This is a genomic window from Bradyrhizobium sp. 139 (genome assembly GCF_023074175.1).
GTDB lineage: Bacteria > Pseudomonadota > Alphaproteobacteria > Rhizobiales > Xanthobacteraceae > Bradyrhizobium.
This window is the reverse complement of record NZ_JADPKS010000008.1, coordinates 295,763-311,246: the sequence shown is the minus strand read 5'-3', so window position 1 is coordinate 311,246 and position 15,484 is coordinate 295,763. Positions and strand designations below refer to the sequence as shown.

The 15,484-nt window shown below is 64.1% G+C and carries 15 protein-coding genes; 4 read left to right on the top strand and 11 right to left on the bottom strand.

The window, feature by feature from the left end:
• Window positions 1-25: 25 nt before the first annotated feature.
• The 3 genes from IVA80_RS02405 to IVA80_RS02395 all read right to left on the bottom strand — a co-directional run bounded on the left by IVA80_RS02405 (window position 26) and on the right by IVA80_RS02395 (window position 1,666).
• Window positions 26-403: a VanZ family protein gene (locus IVA80_RS02405; protein ID WP_247425278.1), complete on the bottom strand. Its 378-nt coding sequence runs from the start codon at window positions 401-403 to the stop codon at window positions 26-28.
• Window positions 404-480: 77 nt separating this feature from the next.
• Complete coding sequence (locus IVA80_RS02400; protein ID WP_247425277.1) at window positions 481-1,089, bottom strand: thiamine pyrophosphate-dependent enzyme; 609 nt, start codon at window positions 1,087-1,089, stop codon at window positions 481-483.
• Between the two features lie 10 nt (window positions 1,090-1,099).
• Window positions 1,100-1,666: a thiamine pyrophosphate-binding protein gene (locus IVA80_RS02395; RefSeq protein ID WP_247425275.1), complete on the bottom strand. Its 567-nt coding sequence runs from the start codon at window positions 1,664-1,666 to the stop codon at window positions 1,100-1,102.
• A gap of 267 nt (window positions 1,667-1,933) precedes the next feature.
• Here IVA80_RS02395 and IVA80_RS02390 point away from each other — a divergent pair, with 267 nt between their 5' ends.
• Both IVA80_RS02390 and IVA80_RS02385 read left to right on the top strand, forming a co-directional pair.
• Window positions 1,934-2,983, top strand: a complete 1,050-nt coding sequence (locus IVA80_RS02390) for a hydroxyacid dehydrogenase (protein WP_247425273.1) — start codon at window positions 1,934-1,936, stop codon at window positions 2,981-2,983.
• A 198-nt stretch (window positions 2,984-3,181) separates the two neighbouring features.
• Window positions 3,182-3,394 (top strand): hypothetical protein, encoded by a 213-nt coding sequence (locus IVA80_RS02385; protein WP_247425272.1) that lies wholly within the window; start codon window positions 3,182-3,184, stop codon window positions 3,392-3,394.
• A 162-nt stretch (window positions 3,395-3,556) separates the two neighbouring features.
• Here the strand turns inward: IVA80_RS02385 and IVA80_RS02380 are convergent, their stop codons facing one another.
• From IVA80_RS02380 to IVA80_RS02365, 4 genes are all read right to left on the bottom strand, one after another.
• Window positions 3,557-5,758, bottom strand: coding sequence for a xanthine dehydrogenase family protein molybdopterin-binding subunit (locus IVA80_RS02380; protein WP_247425271.1), 2,202 nt, complete (start codon window positions 5,756-5,758; stop codon window positions 3,557-3,559).
• A 7-nt stretch (window positions 5,759-5,765) separates the two neighbouring features.
• The gene (locus IVA80_RS02375; protein WP_247425270.1) at window positions 5,766-6,782 is read right to left on the bottom strand and encodes a xanthine dehydrogenase family protein subunit M; all 1,017 of its coding nucleotides are present in this window, start codon (window positions 6,780-6,782) and stop codon (window positions 5,766-5,768) included.
• Window positions 6,779-7,270, bottom strand: a complete 492-nt coding sequence (locus IVA80_RS02370; protein ID WP_247425269.1) for a (2Fe-2S)-binding protein — start codon at window positions 7,268-7,270, stop codon at window positions 6,779-6,781. The genes IVA80_RS02375 and IVA80_RS02370 overlap by 4 nt, the downstream gene beginning before the upstream one ends.
• Window positions 7,271-7,427: 157 nt before the next feature.
• Entirely contained in the window at window positions 7,428-7,907 is a 480-nt protein-coding gene (locus tag IVA80_RS02365) for an Lrp/AsnC family transcriptional regulator (RefSeq protein WP_247425268.1), read from the bottom strand.
• A 144-nt stretch (window positions 7,908-8,051) separates the two neighbouring features.
• On the opposite strand from IVA80_RS02365, the gene ald reads away from it, so the two are divergent.
• Window positions 8,052-9,167, top strand: coding sequence for an alanine dehydrogenase (gene ald / locus IVA80_RS02360; RefSeq protein ID WP_247425482.1), 1,116 nt, complete (start codon window positions 8,052-8,054; stop codon window positions 9,165-9,167).
• A gap of 3 nt (window positions 9,168-9,170) precedes the next feature.
• On the opposite strand, the gene IVA80_RS02355 is transcribed toward ald, so the two are convergent.
• The 4 genes from IVA80_RS02355 to IVA80_RS02340 form a co-directional block, all read right to left on the bottom strand.
• Window positions 9,171-9,806: a DsbA family protein gene (locus IVA80_RS02355; protein ID WP_247425267.1), complete on the bottom strand. Its 636-nt coding sequence runs from the start codon at window positions 9,804-9,806 to the stop codon at window positions 9,171-9,173.
• Window positions 9,807-9,999: 193 nt separating this feature from the next.
• Window positions 10,000-11,910 (bottom strand): NAD(P)/FAD-dependent oxidoreductase, encoded by a 1,911-nt coding sequence (locus IVA80_RS02350; protein ID WP_247425266.1) that lies wholly within the window; start codon window positions 11,908-11,910, stop codon window positions 10,000-10,002.
• A complete protein-coding gene (locus IVA80_RS02345) occupies window positions 11,907-12,554 on the bottom strand; it encodes a TetR/AcrR family transcriptional regulator (RefSeq protein ID WP_247425265.1) in 648 nt (215 codons plus the stop codon). Before IVA80_RS02345 ends, IVA80_RS02350 begins: the two co-directional genes overlap by 4 nt.
• A complete protein-coding gene (locus IVA80_RS02340; protein WP_247425264.1) occupies window positions 12,551-14,044 on the bottom strand; it encodes an AMP-binding protein in 1,494 nt (497 codons plus the stop codon). The genes IVA80_RS02345 and IVA80_RS02340 overlap by 4 nt, the downstream gene beginning before the upstream one ends.
• A 169-nt stretch (window positions 14,045-14,213) precedes the next feature.
• On the opposite strand from IVA80_RS02340, the gene IVA80_RS02335 reads away from it, so the two are divergent.
• Window positions 14,214-15,473 (top strand): ABC transporter substrate-binding protein, encoded by a 1,260-nt coding sequence (locus tag IVA80_RS02335; protein ID WP_247425263.1) that lies wholly within the window; start codon window positions 14,214-14,216, stop codon window positions 15,471-15,473.
• Window positions 15,474-15,484: the final 11 nt, after the last annotated feature.

Below are 15,484 nucleotides of genomic sequence, written 5' to 3'. Positions count from 1 at the left end.
CTCGAAGAGCCGGCCCTGCGGAGCGTCACTCCGCGGGGCCTTCGCTCGTCAGGACCGAATTGGCGCGAAACCGGGTCACGACCCAATCGGCGACGGCGGCGAGCGCAAAGCCGATGCAGGCGGTGCCGGCGTCGACCAAAAAATCTTCCAGCCGTGCATGCCGTCCCGGCGCCCAGAACTGCATCAGCTCAAGCACCCCGATGAAGACCACCGCGAGGGCGGCGACGGCCCGGCGACGGTCGCCGTAGGCGAGGCCGAAGGCCAGTCCCACCAGAATGAAGGCGAGTGCATGCTCGCCGTCCTGCCCGAGCTCGGAATGGGGCCGCAGGCCGGGCGGGCCGAGGGTTGCGAAAGTGACGGCGGCCGCGAGCAGCCAGGCAAAAATGCGAGCAAAAATGGTCATCCAGTGCAGATAGCACGGATTTGCAAGGGCCTGTAACGGGGGCGGGATCAGATCGCTGTGTAGTTAATGACGAGACGTTAAAGTGGCTCGCGCACGCCGAGGCCGTGCATGAAACGTTCCCGGATCTGCACCGGATCGCGCCGGGTGGTGCCGACGCCCGGCTTGTCGTCGATACGGACCGCGATCAGGCTCGGCTCGGAGGCGGACATGGCCTCGTCGACCAGCCGCTCGAAATCCTCCTCGTCCGCGGCCCAGGCGCTGTTGGCGAGCCCCGAGCCGGCAGCGATCGCGACGATGTCGGCGACGTGTGCTGCCGGCGTCGGCTGCGCGCCGGTAATCTGGTAGATGCCGTTGTCCATCACGATCATGATGAGGTTCTTCGGCTTCAACATCGCGATGGTCGAGAGCGCACCGAGCTGCATCAACAGCGAGCCGTCGCCTTCGAGCGCGAAGACGCGGCGATCGGGCTGCGCCAGCGCGACGCCGAGCGCGATCGGGAAGGCGAGGCCCATGCTGCCGAGCATGTAGAAATTCTGCGGGCGATGGCCGGCGGCCCAGAGATCGAAATTGGTGTTGCCGATGCCGCCGATCACGGCCTCCTCGTGCTCAAGCTTCGCGATCAGGCGCGAGGTGACATCGAAGCGGTTCATCATCTTGGTGTTGCGGTTGTCCAGGTCTTTATTCATTTGGCCGGCCTCACTTGTCGAAAACCTTGCCGCCGGTGAGCAGCGGGTTGAGGATCAGCGCGACCGGCGCTTGCGTGGTGACGGCCTGCTTGATCGACCGGTCGGCGATGAATTCGAGTTCGTCGAGCCGGGTGATGGTGTGGTGCTCCAGCGCGAGTGAATCCAGCACCGGGCGCATGGTCCGGCAGACCAGCGATTGCCCGTAATTGAACTCGCCAAGTGTGCCGCGCTCGGACACAAACATGATCAGCGGGATCTGGTAGGGCACCGCGAGCGAGGCCAGCACATTGGCGAGCGTGGCAAAACCGGAGGTCTGCATCAGCACCGCGCCGCGACGTCCGCCCATCCAGGCGCCCGAGACGATGCCGACGGCTTCCTCCTCGCGCGCGGTGGCGAAGGTGGTGAAGAAGGGATCGGCATGCAGGTTCTTGATCAGCGGCGTCAGCACCCGGTCAGGCACGTAAGGGACGAGGCTGATCTCGTTCCGCTTCAGGGTTTGCAGGACAATGCCGTGCCAGCTCTTGTCGCTGGAGCTTTGTGTTGCCTCGGGCGAGGTCTGCTGTTCCGCAATCGCCATTGCGTTCTCCCTTCGGCCGCGCATGCTTCTTGGTCTTTGCCATTGTCTTAGGCGTCGTCTTGGCCGCCGCGGCGGTCTGCCGAACTTGACGCGGCGGGCGGGATTGTCAACATGTCCGGGCCGGCACCGTGATCTGCGCCAGACGGCCTGCCGTGGCCGGCACCGCCATGTCATAGATGACGGCAATGAAAAAACGGGAGGAGGCATGGACGGGCGTGCATTGCGCTGACCTTGCGGATCTCCTTCGAGAGAGCCGGAAGGATTTTGATGTCCGTCAACAGCAAGCGAGTCTTTTACGTCAAGTATCTGGCCAATCCGATCTATATCGACATCCTGAAGGCGCGGGCTGACGTCCGGCTGGATCGTATCGAAAACGAGAGCCCCGAAGACTTTTACGCGCCGATCCTGGGCGCTGCCCATGTCTACCAGATCGGCGCGGCCCGCGACGAGCTCGCGTCGCATTTCCACATCGATGCCACCTTCCTGAAGCGCACGCCGAACCTGCTGCTCGTCTCCAGCAATGGCGCGGGCTTCGACCCCGTCGACGTCGAGGCCTGCACCGATGCGGGCGTGCTGGTCGTCAACCAGTCCGGCGGCAACGCCCATTCTGTCGCCGAGCATGCGCTGGCGATGATGCTGACGCTGTCCAAGCGCATCATCCAGTCCGACCGGCGCCTGCGCCGCGAGCGCGACGTCAACCGCAACGAGCTCGTCGGCAACGAGGTCGAACACAAGACCGTCGGCATCGTCGGCCTCGGCAATGTCGGCCGCCGCATTGCCGCACTGTGCAAGGGCCTGCTCGGCATGAAGGTGCTGGCCTATGACCCGTATTTGTCGGCCGAGGCGATGACCGAGCGGGGCGGCGAGAAGGTCGAACTCGACGAGCTGCTGCGCCGCGCCGATTTCGTCTCGATCTCCTGTCCGCTCAACAAGGGCAGCCGCAACATGATCAGCGTGCGCGAGTTTGCGCTGATGCAGCCGCATGCGTACTTCATCACCACGGCGCGCGGCTTCATCCACGACGAGGACGCGCTGCTCCAGGCGTTGCGCGACAAGCGCATCGCCGGTGCCGGCCTCGACGTCTGGTCCAGGGAGCCGCCGCCGCCGGAGCATCCGCTGCTCCAGTTCGACAACGTGCTGGCGAGCCCCCATACCGCAGGCGTCACGATCGAGGCGCGCCAGAACATGGGGCGCATCGCCGCCGAGCAGGTGCTGGACACGCTCGACGGCAAGCGCCCGCCGCGCATCATCAATCCCGAGGTCTGGCCGCGCTATGCAGAGCGCTTCAAGCAGGCCTTTGGCGTGATGCCGGGGTAGCTCTCTCCTTTGTCATTCCGGGGCGATGCGGTGCATCGAACCCGGAATCTCGAGACTCCAGGTTCGGCTCTTCGAGCCGCCCCGGAATGACGGAGCAAGGGGAACCGCAACCTCCTGACTTTTGATCCGCGTCAAAATCTCCTTCCCCGGTTCGGGCTAAATGGGATTAGAGTGCCGCCGGGGCAGGCAGGAGGTCCCATGTCAACTTATGTCATCAGCTTCATGAAGGACGTGCTCGGAGAGTACGGCCGGCAGATCGAGGTGTGCCAGGGCACGCTCGAGATCGACGCCACCAACGAGAACGAAGCCACGGAGCGGGCGAAGGCAAAATTCTGCAAGGATCAGGCGTTGCATCACTGGTCGCTGCATGCCGACCGCATCCAGGTCAGACCGGCTGACTTTCCGTCCTGATGCCAGGCGGCCCGGGCCGGTGCCGGCAGTCCTGCGCTCCCGCCGATGCCGATAAGGCGACGGCAGACAAAGACCACAGCGGGCAGCGATGCGGCCTGCGAGCACCTTGATCGGCAGGATCGTCGACACCCTCGAGCTGTTGCCTTCCTCCGACCCGTCGCCTCAGTCGAGCAGCTTGTCCAGCGTGATCGGAAAGCGGCGGATGCGCTTGCCGGTGGCGTGGTAGACGGCGTTTGCGATCGCGGCAGGGACGCCGACGATGCCGATCTCGCCCAGCCCCTTGACGCCGAGCGCGTTGATGTGCGCGTCCGGTTCGTCAACGAAGATCACGTCGATGTCATGAATGTCGGCATTCACGGGGATGTGGTACTCGGCGATATTCGCGTTCATGATCCTGCCGAAACGGTGGTCCATCACCGTCTCCTCGTGCAAAGCCATTCCGATTCCCCAGACCACGCCGCCCATGATCTGGCTGCGGCCGGTCTTGGTGTTCAGGATCCGCCCAGCTGCGACAGCGCTGACGATCCGGGTCACACGGATGACGCCAAGCTGCTCGTCCACTTTCACCTCGGCGAACACCGCGGAATGGGTATTGCGCGCGTGCTTCTTGTCTTCGTCGAACTGGTTGAGTTTTTCTTTCTCGATGCGTTCGATGTTGCCATGGCGCATCGCGTCGGCGATCGAGACTGCGCGGCTGCTGTCGCTGGACCTGACTATGCTGCCGTCGATCAGGACCGTATCGGCCAACCCGGCGTCGGCGAGCGGCGAGCCGGGCATTTTCCCGGCCAGGCGTAACAGTTCCTTGCGCACCTCCTCGGCGGCTGCAAGCACCGCGTGCGCGCTCGATGCCGCCATCCAGGAACCGCCTTCGACCGGCGCCTGCGGCAGGGTGGAGTCGGCAAGTCGGACGCTGATGTTCTCGATCGGCAGGCCAAGCGCATCGGCCGCAACCTGCGCCACGATGGTGTAGGTGCCGGTGCCGATGTCGGATGCGGCGCAAGACACCTCGGCGTGGCCGTTCGACGTCAGCACGATGCGGACTGCAACCGGCATCTGGAGGGCTTCCCAGACGCCGGTCGCCATGCCCCAGCCGACCAGTTCCTTGCCGTCACGCATCGCGCGTGGCGCGGGATTGCGCCTGCTCCACCCGAAGGCGTCCGCACCGCGGGCGTAGCATTCGCGCAGCTGCTTGCTGCTGTAGGGCAGGTTTTCGCTCTGGTCTCGGTCTGAGTAGCACTTCAGCCGCAGCTCGATCGGATCGAGCTTGAGCGCTATGGCGAGCTCGTCCATCGCGCATTCGAGCGCGCAGACGCCCGACGCCGCGCCAGGTGCACGCATGTCGCAGGGGGTGGAGACGTCAAGGTGGACCAGCTTGTGGGAAAAGCGGCTGTTCGGGCTGCTGTAGAGCTGTTCGGCCCAGCCGGTGTCGTTGCGCGCGAAATCCTCGTAGCGCGAAGTGACGGCAATGGCCTCGTGCGTGACCGCATCGAGCCTGCCGTCGGACCTTGCGCCGAGCGCGACGCGCTCGATGGTCATAGGCCGATAGCCGAGCCCATACATCTGCTGGCGCGTCAGCACGACGCGAACGGACCGCTTCAGCGCGAGTGCGCCAAGCGTTGCCAACACCACCTGATATTGCGGCCGCAAGCCCGAGCCGAAGGCGCCGCCGACATAGGGCGAGATCACCCGGATGTCCTCCGGTTTCCGGTCGAACACGCCGCAGAGAAATTTGTGGACGTTCTGGACGCCCTGCGTCTTGTCGTAGACCGTCAGCTTGCCATTGCCCCCCCAGACCGCCGTGGTCGCATAGAGCTCCATCGGGTTGTGATGCTCGGTTGGAATGACGTACTCCGCGTCGTGGCGGACGTCAGCTTGGGCAAGGCCCGCTGCGGCATCGCCGCGCGGCTCGTGTGGTTTGTCCATTTCGGCGGCATTGCTGCGCTCGCCTTCGAGGTCGGTCGCAAAACTGTTCTGCTCATACTCGACCCGCACGAGTGTGGCCGCGAATTTCGCGGTTTCCCAATCCTCTGCGACCACCAGCGCGATCGGCTGGCCGTTGAATTTGATGGTGTCGTCGTAGAGGGGACGGAATGGCGAACCCTCGGGCGCCACCTCGTCCTTCCAGGCTTCGTCCTTGTCGGCGAGCGCAGGACGCTTGGCATGCGTGAGCACGTCGAGAACGCCCTTCACTTTCAGCGCCTCGCTGGTGTCGAGGCGGGCAATGCGCCCGCATGGAATGGTGGCCTCGACGACGAAGCCGTGGAGGAGCCCGTCGGCCGGGAATTCGCCGGCATATTTCGCTGCTCCGGTGACCTTGGCCCGGCCGTCGACACGGGACGTTGGCGTTCCGACATAGGCGTTCATGGGGCCCTCACGCGATCTTCTTGTGAGCCTGCGATTGCGGCGTGGCGCTCGCCGCCTGCGTCAACGTCCGCACGATGGTCCGGCGCGCCAGCTCGATCTTGAAGCCATTATGCGAAGAGGTGCTGGCTCCCTGGAGCAGCAGATCCGCAGCGCGTGAAAACTGATCCGCTGTTGCCGGCTGACCGCGCAAAGCCGATTCGGCTTCGAGGCTGCGCCAGGGCTTGTGCGCCACGCCGCCAAGCGCCACGCGCGCCTCGCTGATGGTGTTGCCGTCCAGTTCGAGCGCGGCCGCAACCGAGACCAGAGCAAAGGCATAAGAGAGCCGGTCGCGGACCTTGAGATAGCTGTAGTTGTGGGAAAAGCCGTGCGGCGGCAACTCGACCGCGGTGATCATCTCGCCCGCGCCGAGATTGGTGTCGATGTGAGGTGTGTCGCCCGGCAGCCGATGGAAATCCGTGAGCGCGGTTGTGCGCGCGCCGGAGGGCCCTGCCATATGCACGAGTGCGCCGAGCGCGGCCAGCGCCACGCTCATGTCGGAGGGATTGGTCGCGATGCAGGAGGCGCTCGTGCCGAGGATCGCATGGTTGCGGTTGAGGCCGTGGATAGCCGAGCAGCCGCTGCCGGGGCTTCGCTTGTTGCAGGGCGTGGCCGTGTCATAGAAGTAGCCGCAACGCGTTCGCTGCATCAGATTGCCACCGACTGAGGCCATGTTGCGCAATTGCGCCGAGGCACCGGCCAGGACGGCGCTGGCGAGCAGGGGATAGCGCTGCTCGATCAACGGATGGTAGGCGAGATCCGAGTTTGGCACCAAGGCACCGATGCGCAGGCCGCCGTCGTCCGTCTCCTCGACGTTTCGCAGCGGCAGGCGGGAAATGTCGATCAGCCGGGAAGGGCGTTCGACATTCTCTTTCATCAGGTCGATCAGATTGGTGCCGCCGGCAATCAGTTTGGCGCCGGGATCGGCGGTGAGCAGGCGGATCGCATCGGCAACGTCAGCGGCGCGGGAGTACTGGAAGTTGTTCATGGCCGGCCCATTGCTTGCTGGATGGCGGCGACGATGTTCGGATAGGCGCCGCAGCGGCAGAGATTTCCGCTCATGAGCTCCCGGATCTGGTCGGCGTCTTTGGCGTGACCTTCGGCCAAGAGGCCGGCCGCCGAACAAATCTGGCCCGGTGTGCAATAGCCGCACTGGAAGGCGTCGTGGTCGATGAAGGCCTGTTGCAGGGGATGCAGCGTGCCGTCGCTGGCGAGGCCTTCGACAGTGGTAATCTCGGCGCCGTCCTTCATGACCGCGAGTGTCAGGCAGGAATTGACGCGCCGTCCGTTCACCAGCACGGTGCAGGCGCCGCACTGACCATGATCGCAGCCCTTCTTGGTGCCGGTCAACTGCAGATGGTCGCGCAGGGCATCCAGGAGCGTCGTCCACGGCACCAGGTCGAGTGTGCGCCTGACCCCGTTGACGACTAGATCGATCGGAATGGGTTCGGGGATCTGATGTGTGACATCGGCCATGTCTTTTACCCTGAAGGGCTCTTGTTCCCTGCGTGGAGGCCGAGCTGAGAAGTCAAACTGTGTTGACGCGCGGGCAGGTCGCCTCTGCTGGCCGATGGCGCCCAACGGACGACAGGCGGCTTGGTTCCAAAGGTTGATTATTGTCGCGCGGAAGCGGTCAGCGCCTGGCTTCGCCGAACACCACCGTCGGCACCGCGCGGTTAACGACCTCGCGCAGCGCGAAGCTTGATTGCACGCGGGCGACGCGCGGCAGGCGCGACAGCTCGGTGCGGTGGATGCGCTCGAAATCCTGGATGTCGCGGGCCAGCACGATCAGGATGTAGTCGTCGTTGCCCGACATTAGGAAGCAGCGAACGACGGAAGGGCACTTCACCACCTCGGCCTCGAACGCTTTCAGCGCTTCGTCGCTCTGGCTATCGAGCGCGATGCGCACCAGCACGGTCGTGGTGAGGCCAAATTGCGCGAGATCGAGCGCAGCCTGATAGGCCTGGATGTAGCCGTCGTCCTCCAGTGCCTTCTGCCGGCGCGCTAGCGCCGTGCTTGATAGCCCGACCGTCTTGGCAAGCTCGGTGTGACTGGCGCGCGCGTTGGTGGTGAGTTCCGCAAGGATGGCGAGGTCTTTCCGGTCGAGGGCCAAGGTTTCGTTTCCAGCGTGAAAGGACATTTTCGCGCTCGAAACCGGCGCGCCCGTGCTGAAACTAGCGGATATTTGCACGAAACCAAACCGGTCACGTGGGCTACGATGAACAAAGGAATCAAACCGTTGGCGAAGGAGCTCGAGATGCGCGTCGGTGTGCCCAAGGAGATCAAGGTGCAGGAATATCGCGTCGGGCTCACCCCGGGTGCCGTCCGCGAATATGTGGCAGCCGGGCATCAGGTGACCGTCGAGGCCAGCGCCGGCAGCGGCATCGGTGCCTCCGACGAGGTGTACCGGCGGGCAGGGGCTACCATTGCGGAGAGCGCGCGCGACATCTTCGCGACGTCCGACATGATCGTGAAGGTGAAGGAGCCGCAGAAGGGCGAATGGGCCCAACTTCGCGAAAGCCAGATCCTGTTTGCTTATCTCCATCTTGCCCCGGATCCCGAACAGGCCAAGGGGTTGCTCGCTTCAGGTTGTACTGCGATCGCCTATGAAACCGTCACCGACGCGGCCGGTCACCTCCCCCTGCTCGCGCCGATGAGCGAAGTCGCCGGCCGCCTCGCCATCGAGGCCGCCGGCGCCGCGCTCAAGCGTTCGGCCGGCGGCCGCGGGCTGCTGCTCGGCGGCGTGCCCGGTGTGCAGCCGGCGCGTGTTGTCGTGCTCGGCGGCGGCGTGGTCGGGATGCAGGCCGCGCGCATGGCTGCTGGCCTCGGCGCGGAGGTCACGGTGATCGACCGGTCGATTCCGCGGCTGCGCGAGCTCGATGATCTCTTCGCAGGACGCGTGCGCACACGCCTCTCCACGATAGAGGCGGTTGAAGACGAAGTGTTCGCCGCCGACGTCGTGATCGGCGCGGTGCTGGTGCCGGGCGCCAGCGCGCCAAAGCTCGTCACGCGCGCGATGCTGAAATCGATGCGGCCGGGCGCCGTGCTGGTCGATGTCGCGATCGACCAGGGCGGCTGTTTCGAAACCTCGCATCCGACCACACACACCGATCCAACTTATGAGGTCGACGGCGTCGTGCATTATTGCGTCGCCAACATGCCGGGGGCGGTGCCGGTGACGTCGAGCCAGGCGCTGAACAACGCGACGCTGCCGTTCGGCCTGTCGCTGGCGAACAAGGGCTTTGCCGCGGTGCTGGAGAACCCGCATTTGCGCAATGGGCTCAACGTCCATCGCGGCCGCATCACCAACAAGGCTGTGGCGGAAAGCCTCGGGATGGACTTCGCGTCGGTGGAGAGCGGGCTGGCAGCGTAAGGGTCACGCCGGCTTGCGATGGCGGCTGCCGAGCGCGGCCTCGATCGTTTCGGGCTTCGCGATGCGTTCGATCAGCATGTCGATGCGGTCGCCGCCCCAGAACAGCTCGCCGTTGAACACCATGGTGGGAACGCCGAACACGCCGAGCGCCTCGGCCTCGTCGATGATGCGGTCGTGCTCGGCGCGGGCAGGGCCGTTGACGTAGGCTTCGAACTCGCTGGCCGATCCGCCGCACGCCGTGATGACACCAGCGATGTCAGCAAGATCGTCGATTTCCAGCTCATGGCTCCAGAACCGGCGGAACACCGTGTCGTGGTAGGGGCGAAAAAAGCCGTGGCGTTGGGCGAACAGCATGCCGACACTGGAGTTGAAGGCATCGTAGATCCGCCGCGGGCCCTTCATGACGAGGCCCTGCGCATTGGCATAGCGCCGCGCGTCCAAATAGGCGTAGCGAACCTTGCGCCAGAAATGCGGCGTGCGCTCCTCCACCGTCCCCATGAACTCGGCGACGCGCAGCGTGTAGGGCAGCCACTCCAGCTCGACGCCATGTTTGTCTTCGAGCTCGAACAGCCGCTTGTTCGCAACGAATGCGTAAGGGCTCTTGTAGTCGGTGTAGACGCGGACAAGAGGCTTGGGCATGGACGGCTTCCTTTCGAAGCGCCGCGCTGCTTGCGATGCGGGAAAGCGGCGCCGCAATCTCCGTCATTGCGAGCGACGCGAAGCAATCCAGAGTGTCACCGCGGAAAGTTTCTGGATTGCTTCGCTTCGCTCGCAATGACGATGTAGTGAGAGTCCACGATAACGCTACATCAAGTCGACGTCGGTAAAGGAGTCACGCCTGCGTCAGCTCGTACTGCTCCAAATCCGGGTCATGCGTCATCCGCCAGTAATCGACGAACCGCCAGGGCATTGCTGAGAACACACGGCCGCTGCTGTTGCGGTAATAGGTCGTCATGCCCGGATGGGTCCAGATCATGCCCTCGTGTTCGGCATCGACCTTCTGGATGTAGTCGTCCAGCACCTCCTTGCGGACATCGATCGCTGCGACATCGTGCTCGATCATGTCGGCGAGGCAGGCGGAGATGTAGCGGCTCTGGCATTCCGACTGGAAGATGACGCTGCCGCCATGCGCGGGGCCGGAGTTGGGGCCTAACATGCAGAAGAAGTTTGGAAAGCCCGGCACGGTGAGCCCAAGAAATGCGGTTGGATTGTCGTTCGCCCAGGCCTCGCGCAGATCCTTGCCGTCGCGGCCGCTGATGTTGAGGCGCGCCGCCATCTCCGTGACCTTGAAGCCGGTCGCAACGACGATGATGTCGGCGGGGCGGTGCCTGCCATCCGCGGTGACGATGCCGTTCTGATCGAAATGATCGATCGTGTCGGTGACGAGTTCCACGTTCGGCCGCGTCAACGTCTTGAACCAGTTGTTGTCGAGCAGGATGCGCTTGCCGTAGGGCGGATAGGTCGGGACGCATTTCTCGATCAGGTCCGGCCGGTCCTTCAGTTCGGTGAGGATGAAGTCGGTCAATTCCTGGCGGTGCCGGTCGTTGCCCTTGTTGACGGCGCGTTCCGGATGCGGCCAGGCCGGGTCCTTGCGCAGGAAGGGCAAAAGCCCGTCGCCGTAGCGCCAGAACATGTTGAAGCGATACCATTGCACATAGAACGGCAGATGCGCGAGCAGCCAGCGCGCGCCCTCGCTGATAGGGTCGGCATACCCTTTCACCGGCCGCGCCCATTGCGCGCTGCGCTGATAGATCGTGACCGAGGCGACGCGGCCGGCAATCGCCGGCACGAGCTGCATCGATGTCGCGCCGGTGCCGATCACGGCGACGTGCTTGCCGTCGAGCTTGATGTCCTCGGACCATTGCGCCGAATGCAGAATCGTTCCCTTGAAGTTTTCCTCGCCCTTAAAGCGGGCGCGAGAGGGGTCGTTGAGTTGGCCGATGGCCGAGACCAGCGCCGTGGATTCGAAGGTCTCTTCGCCATTCTCGGTCCTGAGCGTGGATATCCAGCGCCGCTTGCCTTCGTCCCAGCGCGACGAGGTCAGTTCGGTATTGACACGCAGATGCTTGCGGATGCCGTATTCTCCGGCGACCTTCTGAAGATAGGCCAGCAGTTCTTCGCGCTGGCAAAAATAGCGTGTCCATTCGTTGTGTGAGCCGAAGGAATAGGAATAGGAGTGGTTCGGCGTGTCGACGCCGCAGCCGGGATAGCGATTGATCCACCAGGTGCCGCCGAGCTCGTCGTTCTTCTCGACGATGGTGTAGGGGATGCCGAGATGGCCGAGCGCGACGCCGAGCGCGATGGCGCAGACGCCGGCGCCGACGATCAGCACATGCTGCTGCGCGAGCTTGTCGTTTGAGGGGGGCTCGGTCCAGCGCGCCTCGCGCGGCATAAAACCCATCTCCTCGCGCATCAGAGGCGCATATTCCGGCGCGACATTCTCGCCGAGGCAGGCGCGCATCATCTTCAGCAACAGCTCATCGCCGGGATCGGTGATCACAGCCTTAGGCGTGCCCTCAGCAAAGAGTTTGACCACCGCGGCGCGGATTTCATCCTGCACCGCCTTTGGCACGCCGGCCTCGGGATCTGGAATAAGGCGGATGTCGCGCTTGGGGAGATAGGGCGGCTCCAGCCAGCGTTCATCGCCGGTCATGTGCACCAGCACCATCAGCAGGCAACGGATGTCGCCTTCGGCAATTGTCGAGGCGAGGTCGAGCGCCTTGTGCGGAGATTCGATGTTCATGGCTTGTCCTGATCTCCGGATGCAGTGAAAAGGCCGCGCGTCATCAGCTTGCGATAGGCGGAGATGACGTGGTCGGGTACGGCGATAACGCCGTCGGCCGAATAGGAATACCGGCGGCTGAGATAACCGCGCGAGCCCATCAGCATGTGGACGATCGCCTCGAACTCCTCGTCGCTATAATCCTCGATGGCGCCTGAGCGTCGCGCGCGACGCAAAATGCGGACATAGGCGACCGAGATGTTGTCGAGGTGCTTCTGGTAGCCATGAGGTGCGAAAAACTCGGCTTCGTTGAGGATGCGCAGGAATTCCGGCACCTCGCGGATGAAGTCGAAGAAGGCGGAGAATCGCTCGATCTCCTGCCGCGCCGCGTCCGCTGTGCCGGTGCGGGCGCGGATGAACTCGACCATGTCGAGACCGATCTTCGGCAGCAGCTGATCGAGCAGTTCCTGACGGTTCTCGAAATGATTGTAGAAGGTGCCTTGCGCGACGCCGGCTTGTTCGGTGATGCGGGCGACGGAGGCCTCGGCATAGCCATGCGCGCCGACGACCTTCGTGGCGGCGTCAAAGATCTTCTGCTTGGTCAAGGCATTGCGCTCGACGCGGTTGAGTTTTGTGACTTTCGCGATGGCTGGGCCTTGCGTCATGCCACGGTCTCCAGTTCAGCGCGCAGCACGCGCTTGAGAATCTTTCCCGAGGGGTTGCGCGGCAGGCTGTCACGGATGACGAGCTGTTTCGGCACCTTGAAGTTGGCCAGTCGCGCGCAGCAGTGCTCGGTGAGGGCAGGGAGCTCGAGGCTCGCGCCTTCGGCGAGCACGACAATTGCAACCGGCCGCTCGCCCCAGCGCGCGTCACGCAGGCCGATCACGGCGACCTCGCGCACCTCAGGCAAATCGTAGATGACGCGCTCGACCTCGGAGGAGGCGATGTTCTCGCCGCCCGAGATGATCATGTCCTTCTTGCGGTCGGTCAGGTACAGGAAGCCTTCCTGGTCGAGATAGCCGACATCGCCGCTGCGGAACCAATCGCCGAAGAAGGCCGTTTCAGTCTTCTCCGGGTCCTTCCAATAGCCGCGCGTGATCTTCGGCCCGCGCAGGCAGATCTCACCATTGACGTTCGGCGGCAGCGTCCTGCCGTCCTCGCCGCGGATCTCGATCTCGACATGCGCGATGGCGCGGCCGGTCGATCCGATCTTCTCGATCTCGCGCCCGGCTTCCATGAAAGTGTCGCCGCCAGCGGTCTCAGTGAGGCCATAGGCATCGATGTAGCGCGCATTGCGGAAGACTTGCGAGAAGGCGCGAATGCGCAGCTCCGGCGTCTTCTCGCCGCCACCGATCGCCCATTGCAGGCTTGAGACGTCGTAGCGGTCGCGCGTGGGGCAGGTGAGCATTGCGGTGGTCATCACAGGCGCGAACCAGGCTGCATTGAGCCTGTCCTCGGCGATCGCAGCGAGCGCCGTCTCCGGCTCGAAATTGCGTTCGATGTGAATGAACCCGCCATGCCAGAGCACGGCGATGCCGGGAAGGTCGAGCGCGCCGACGTGATAGAGCGGGCCCACCACGAGAAGCCGCGTGTCGGCGCTTAAGGAGAGCGCGATCGTCTGGTCGGCCGACTTCCAGTAGAAATTATCGTAGGTCAGCATCACGCCCTTGGGGCGATCGGTCGTGCCCGAGGTGTACATCAGCCGCATCAGGTCGGATGGCGCGCGAACATGCATCGGCGCGGGCGGCGCGTCGCCCGCGAGGCGCGTCACGCTCTGCTGCGCGGCTTCATCGAGCGCAATAACCTCCGCGCCGGCTCCGTTCGCCGCCAGCTCCTCATCGACGATCAGGAGACGCGCGCCGGCATTGCCGGCGATGTAGCCGACCTCGTCGCGCGAGAGGCGGAAGTTGATCGGCAAGAACACCGCACCGAGATGGCTGGTGGCAAAGACGAGCTCCAGGAACGCTGTGCTGTTCTTCATCAGCACCGCCACGACATCACCGGCGCCGATGCCCTGCGCGGCGAGCCAGCCAGCGACCGTTCGAATGCGCACGTCGAAGACCGCGTAGGAGATCTTCTCGCCGCGATATTTCAGCGCAGGTCGCTCCGGCGTGCGCCGGGCGTGAAAGGCGATGAAGCTCGACAGGTTGATCATTGCGCGGCTTTCGAGCCGATTGCCGGCTCTGTCTCCTCCCAGATGAATTCTGACTCATAATTCATGTTTGGCTTGACGTCACCCCCACCCTCTGAAATTGTTGGGAACACGGAGACGAGAGATCTCCGACAGGGATTTGCAAACGCCGACCCGACAGAGGGAGGGAAAAATGACGAGAACCCGCACGCCGGGCATCAGCCGCCGTTCAACGCTGGCGCTGATGGGCGCCGGTGCAATGAGTGTCGCCGCGCCGTGGGTGGCGCGCGCCCAAGCCAAGACAATCAAGATCGGCATGCCGACGATTTTGTCGGGCCGCGTGGCGCAGCTCGGCACGTCCTCGCGCAATGCGGTGATGCTCGAGGTCGACAAGGTGAACGCCGCCGGCGGACTTGCCGGCCGGCCAATCGAGATGGTGATCCGCGACTCCAAGGGGCAGCCGCAGGAAGCGGCCCGCGTCGCGCGCGAGCTCGTCAATACCGACGGCTGCGAATGGCTGATCGACGGCGAGGCGTCGTCCGGATCGTTCGCGGTTCACGAGGTGGCGCGCGATCTCGGCGTGCTCTGCGTCCACACCTGCTCGGAAGCGTCCTCGCTGACGGCCGATCCCAAGCAGCACATCCCGAATGCGTTCCGGTGCGTGCGCCAGGGCATTCACGATTCCATCGTCGGCGGCAGCTACGCCGCCGCGATTTCCAAAGCCAAGGGCCTGAAGAAATGGGCGACCTGCTCGCCCGACTATGCCTATGGCCGCGACACCACCGGCGAGTTCACGCTGTATCTGAAGCGCTTCGCGCCCGACGTCGAGGTCATCAGCGAGTCCTGGCCAAAGCTGTTTCAGCCCGACTACACCGAGGTGGTGACAAAGATTTTGCAGGCGAAGCCGCAGGCGCTGTACTCCTGCCTGTGGGGCGGCGATCTCACCTCCTACATCGACCAGGCCAACATCTACGCGATGTTCGGCCAGATGGAGGTGTTCGCGGTCAACATGGCCGACTACACCGCGCTCACGGTGGTGAAGAACCTGCCGAAGGGCATCCATTCCGGCAACCGCTACATCAAGACGTTTCCGACGACGCCGGAGAACGCCGCCTGGGGCAATGCCTACAAGGCCAAGTACAACGAGTATCCGACCAACTGGTCGTGGCAGAACGCCACTGCGGTGATGTTTCTCAGCGAGGCTGCGAAGAAGGCGAACTCCACCGACGGCAAGAAGATCGCGGAGGTGCTGGCCGGCCTCACCATTAAGTGTCCGTTCGGCGCCGACGGCACCGTGACGATGCGCGCCGACGACCACACGCTGGTCGGCTACGCGATCGGCTGGGGCACCACGATCCCGCAGGAGCCCTATGTCCCCGAGGTCAAGGCCGGCGACTGGAAGACCATCTTCGAGCTCGAAGCCGAATGGAAGAAGAGCAAGGGGTACACCTGATCTGGTGCGTG

What these genes read in the sequence shown, in the direction of transcription:
- IVA80_RS02405 (WP_247425278.1), bottom strand. Translation starts at nt 403, where the DNA reads ATGACCATTTTTGCTCGCATTTTTGCCTGGCTGCTCGCGGCCGCCGTC.
- IVA80_RS02400 (WP_247425277.1), bottom strand. Translation starts at nt 1,089, where the DNA reads ATGAATAAAGACCTGGACAACCGCAACACCAAGATGATGAACCGCTTC.
- IVA80_RS02395 (WP_247425275.1), bottom strand. Translation starts at nt 1,666, where the DNA reads ATGGCGATTGCGGAACAGCAGACCTCGCCCGAGGCAACACAAAGCTCC.
- IVA80_RS02390 (WP_247425273.1), top strand. Translation starts at nt 1,934, where the DNA reads ATGTCCGTCAACAGCAAGCGAGTCTTTTACGTCAAGTATCTGGCCAAT.
- IVA80_RS02385 (WP_247425272.1), top strand. Translation starts at nt 3,182, where the DNA reads ATGTCAACTTATGTCATCAGCTTCATGAAGGACGTGCTCGGAGAGTAC.
- IVA80_RS02380 (WP_247425271.1), bottom strand. Translation starts at nt 5,758, where the DNA reads ATGAACGCCTATGTCGGAACGCCAACGTCCCGTGTCGACGGCCGGGCC.
- IVA80_RS02375 (WP_247425270.1), bottom strand. Translation starts at nt 6,782, where the DNA reads ATGAACAACTTCCAGTACTCCCGCGCCGCTGACGTTGCCGATGCGATC.
- IVA80_RS02370 (WP_247425269.1), bottom strand. Translation starts at nt 7,270, where the DNA reads ATGGCCGATGTCACACATCAGATCCCCGAACCCATTCCGATCGATCTA.
- ald (WP_247425482.1), top strand. Translation starts at nt 8,052, where the DNA reads ATGCGCGTCGGTGTGCCCAAGGAGATCAAGGTGCAGGAATATCGCGTC.
- IVA80_RS02355 (WP_247425267.1), bottom strand. Translation starts at nt 9,806, where the DNA reads ATGCCCAAGCCTCTTGTCCGCGTCTACACCGACTACAAGAGCCCTTAC.
- IVA80_RS02350 (WP_247425266.1), bottom strand. Translation starts at nt 11,910, where the DNA reads ATGAACATCGAATCTCCGCACAAGGCGCTCGACCTCGCCTCGACAATT.
- IVA80_RS02345 (WP_247425265.1), bottom strand. Translation starts at nt 12,554, where the DNA reads ATGACGCAAGGCCCAGCCATCGCGAAAGTCACAAAACTCAACCGCGTC.
- IVA80_RS02340 (WP_247425264.1), bottom strand. Translation starts at nt 14,044, where the DNA reads ATGATCAACCTGTCGAGCTTCATCGCCTTTCACGCCCGGCGCACGCCG.
- IVA80_RS02335 (WP_247425263.1), top strand. Translation starts at nt 14,214, where the DNA reads ATGACGAGAACCCGCACGCCGGGCATCAGCCGCCGTTCAACGCTGGCG.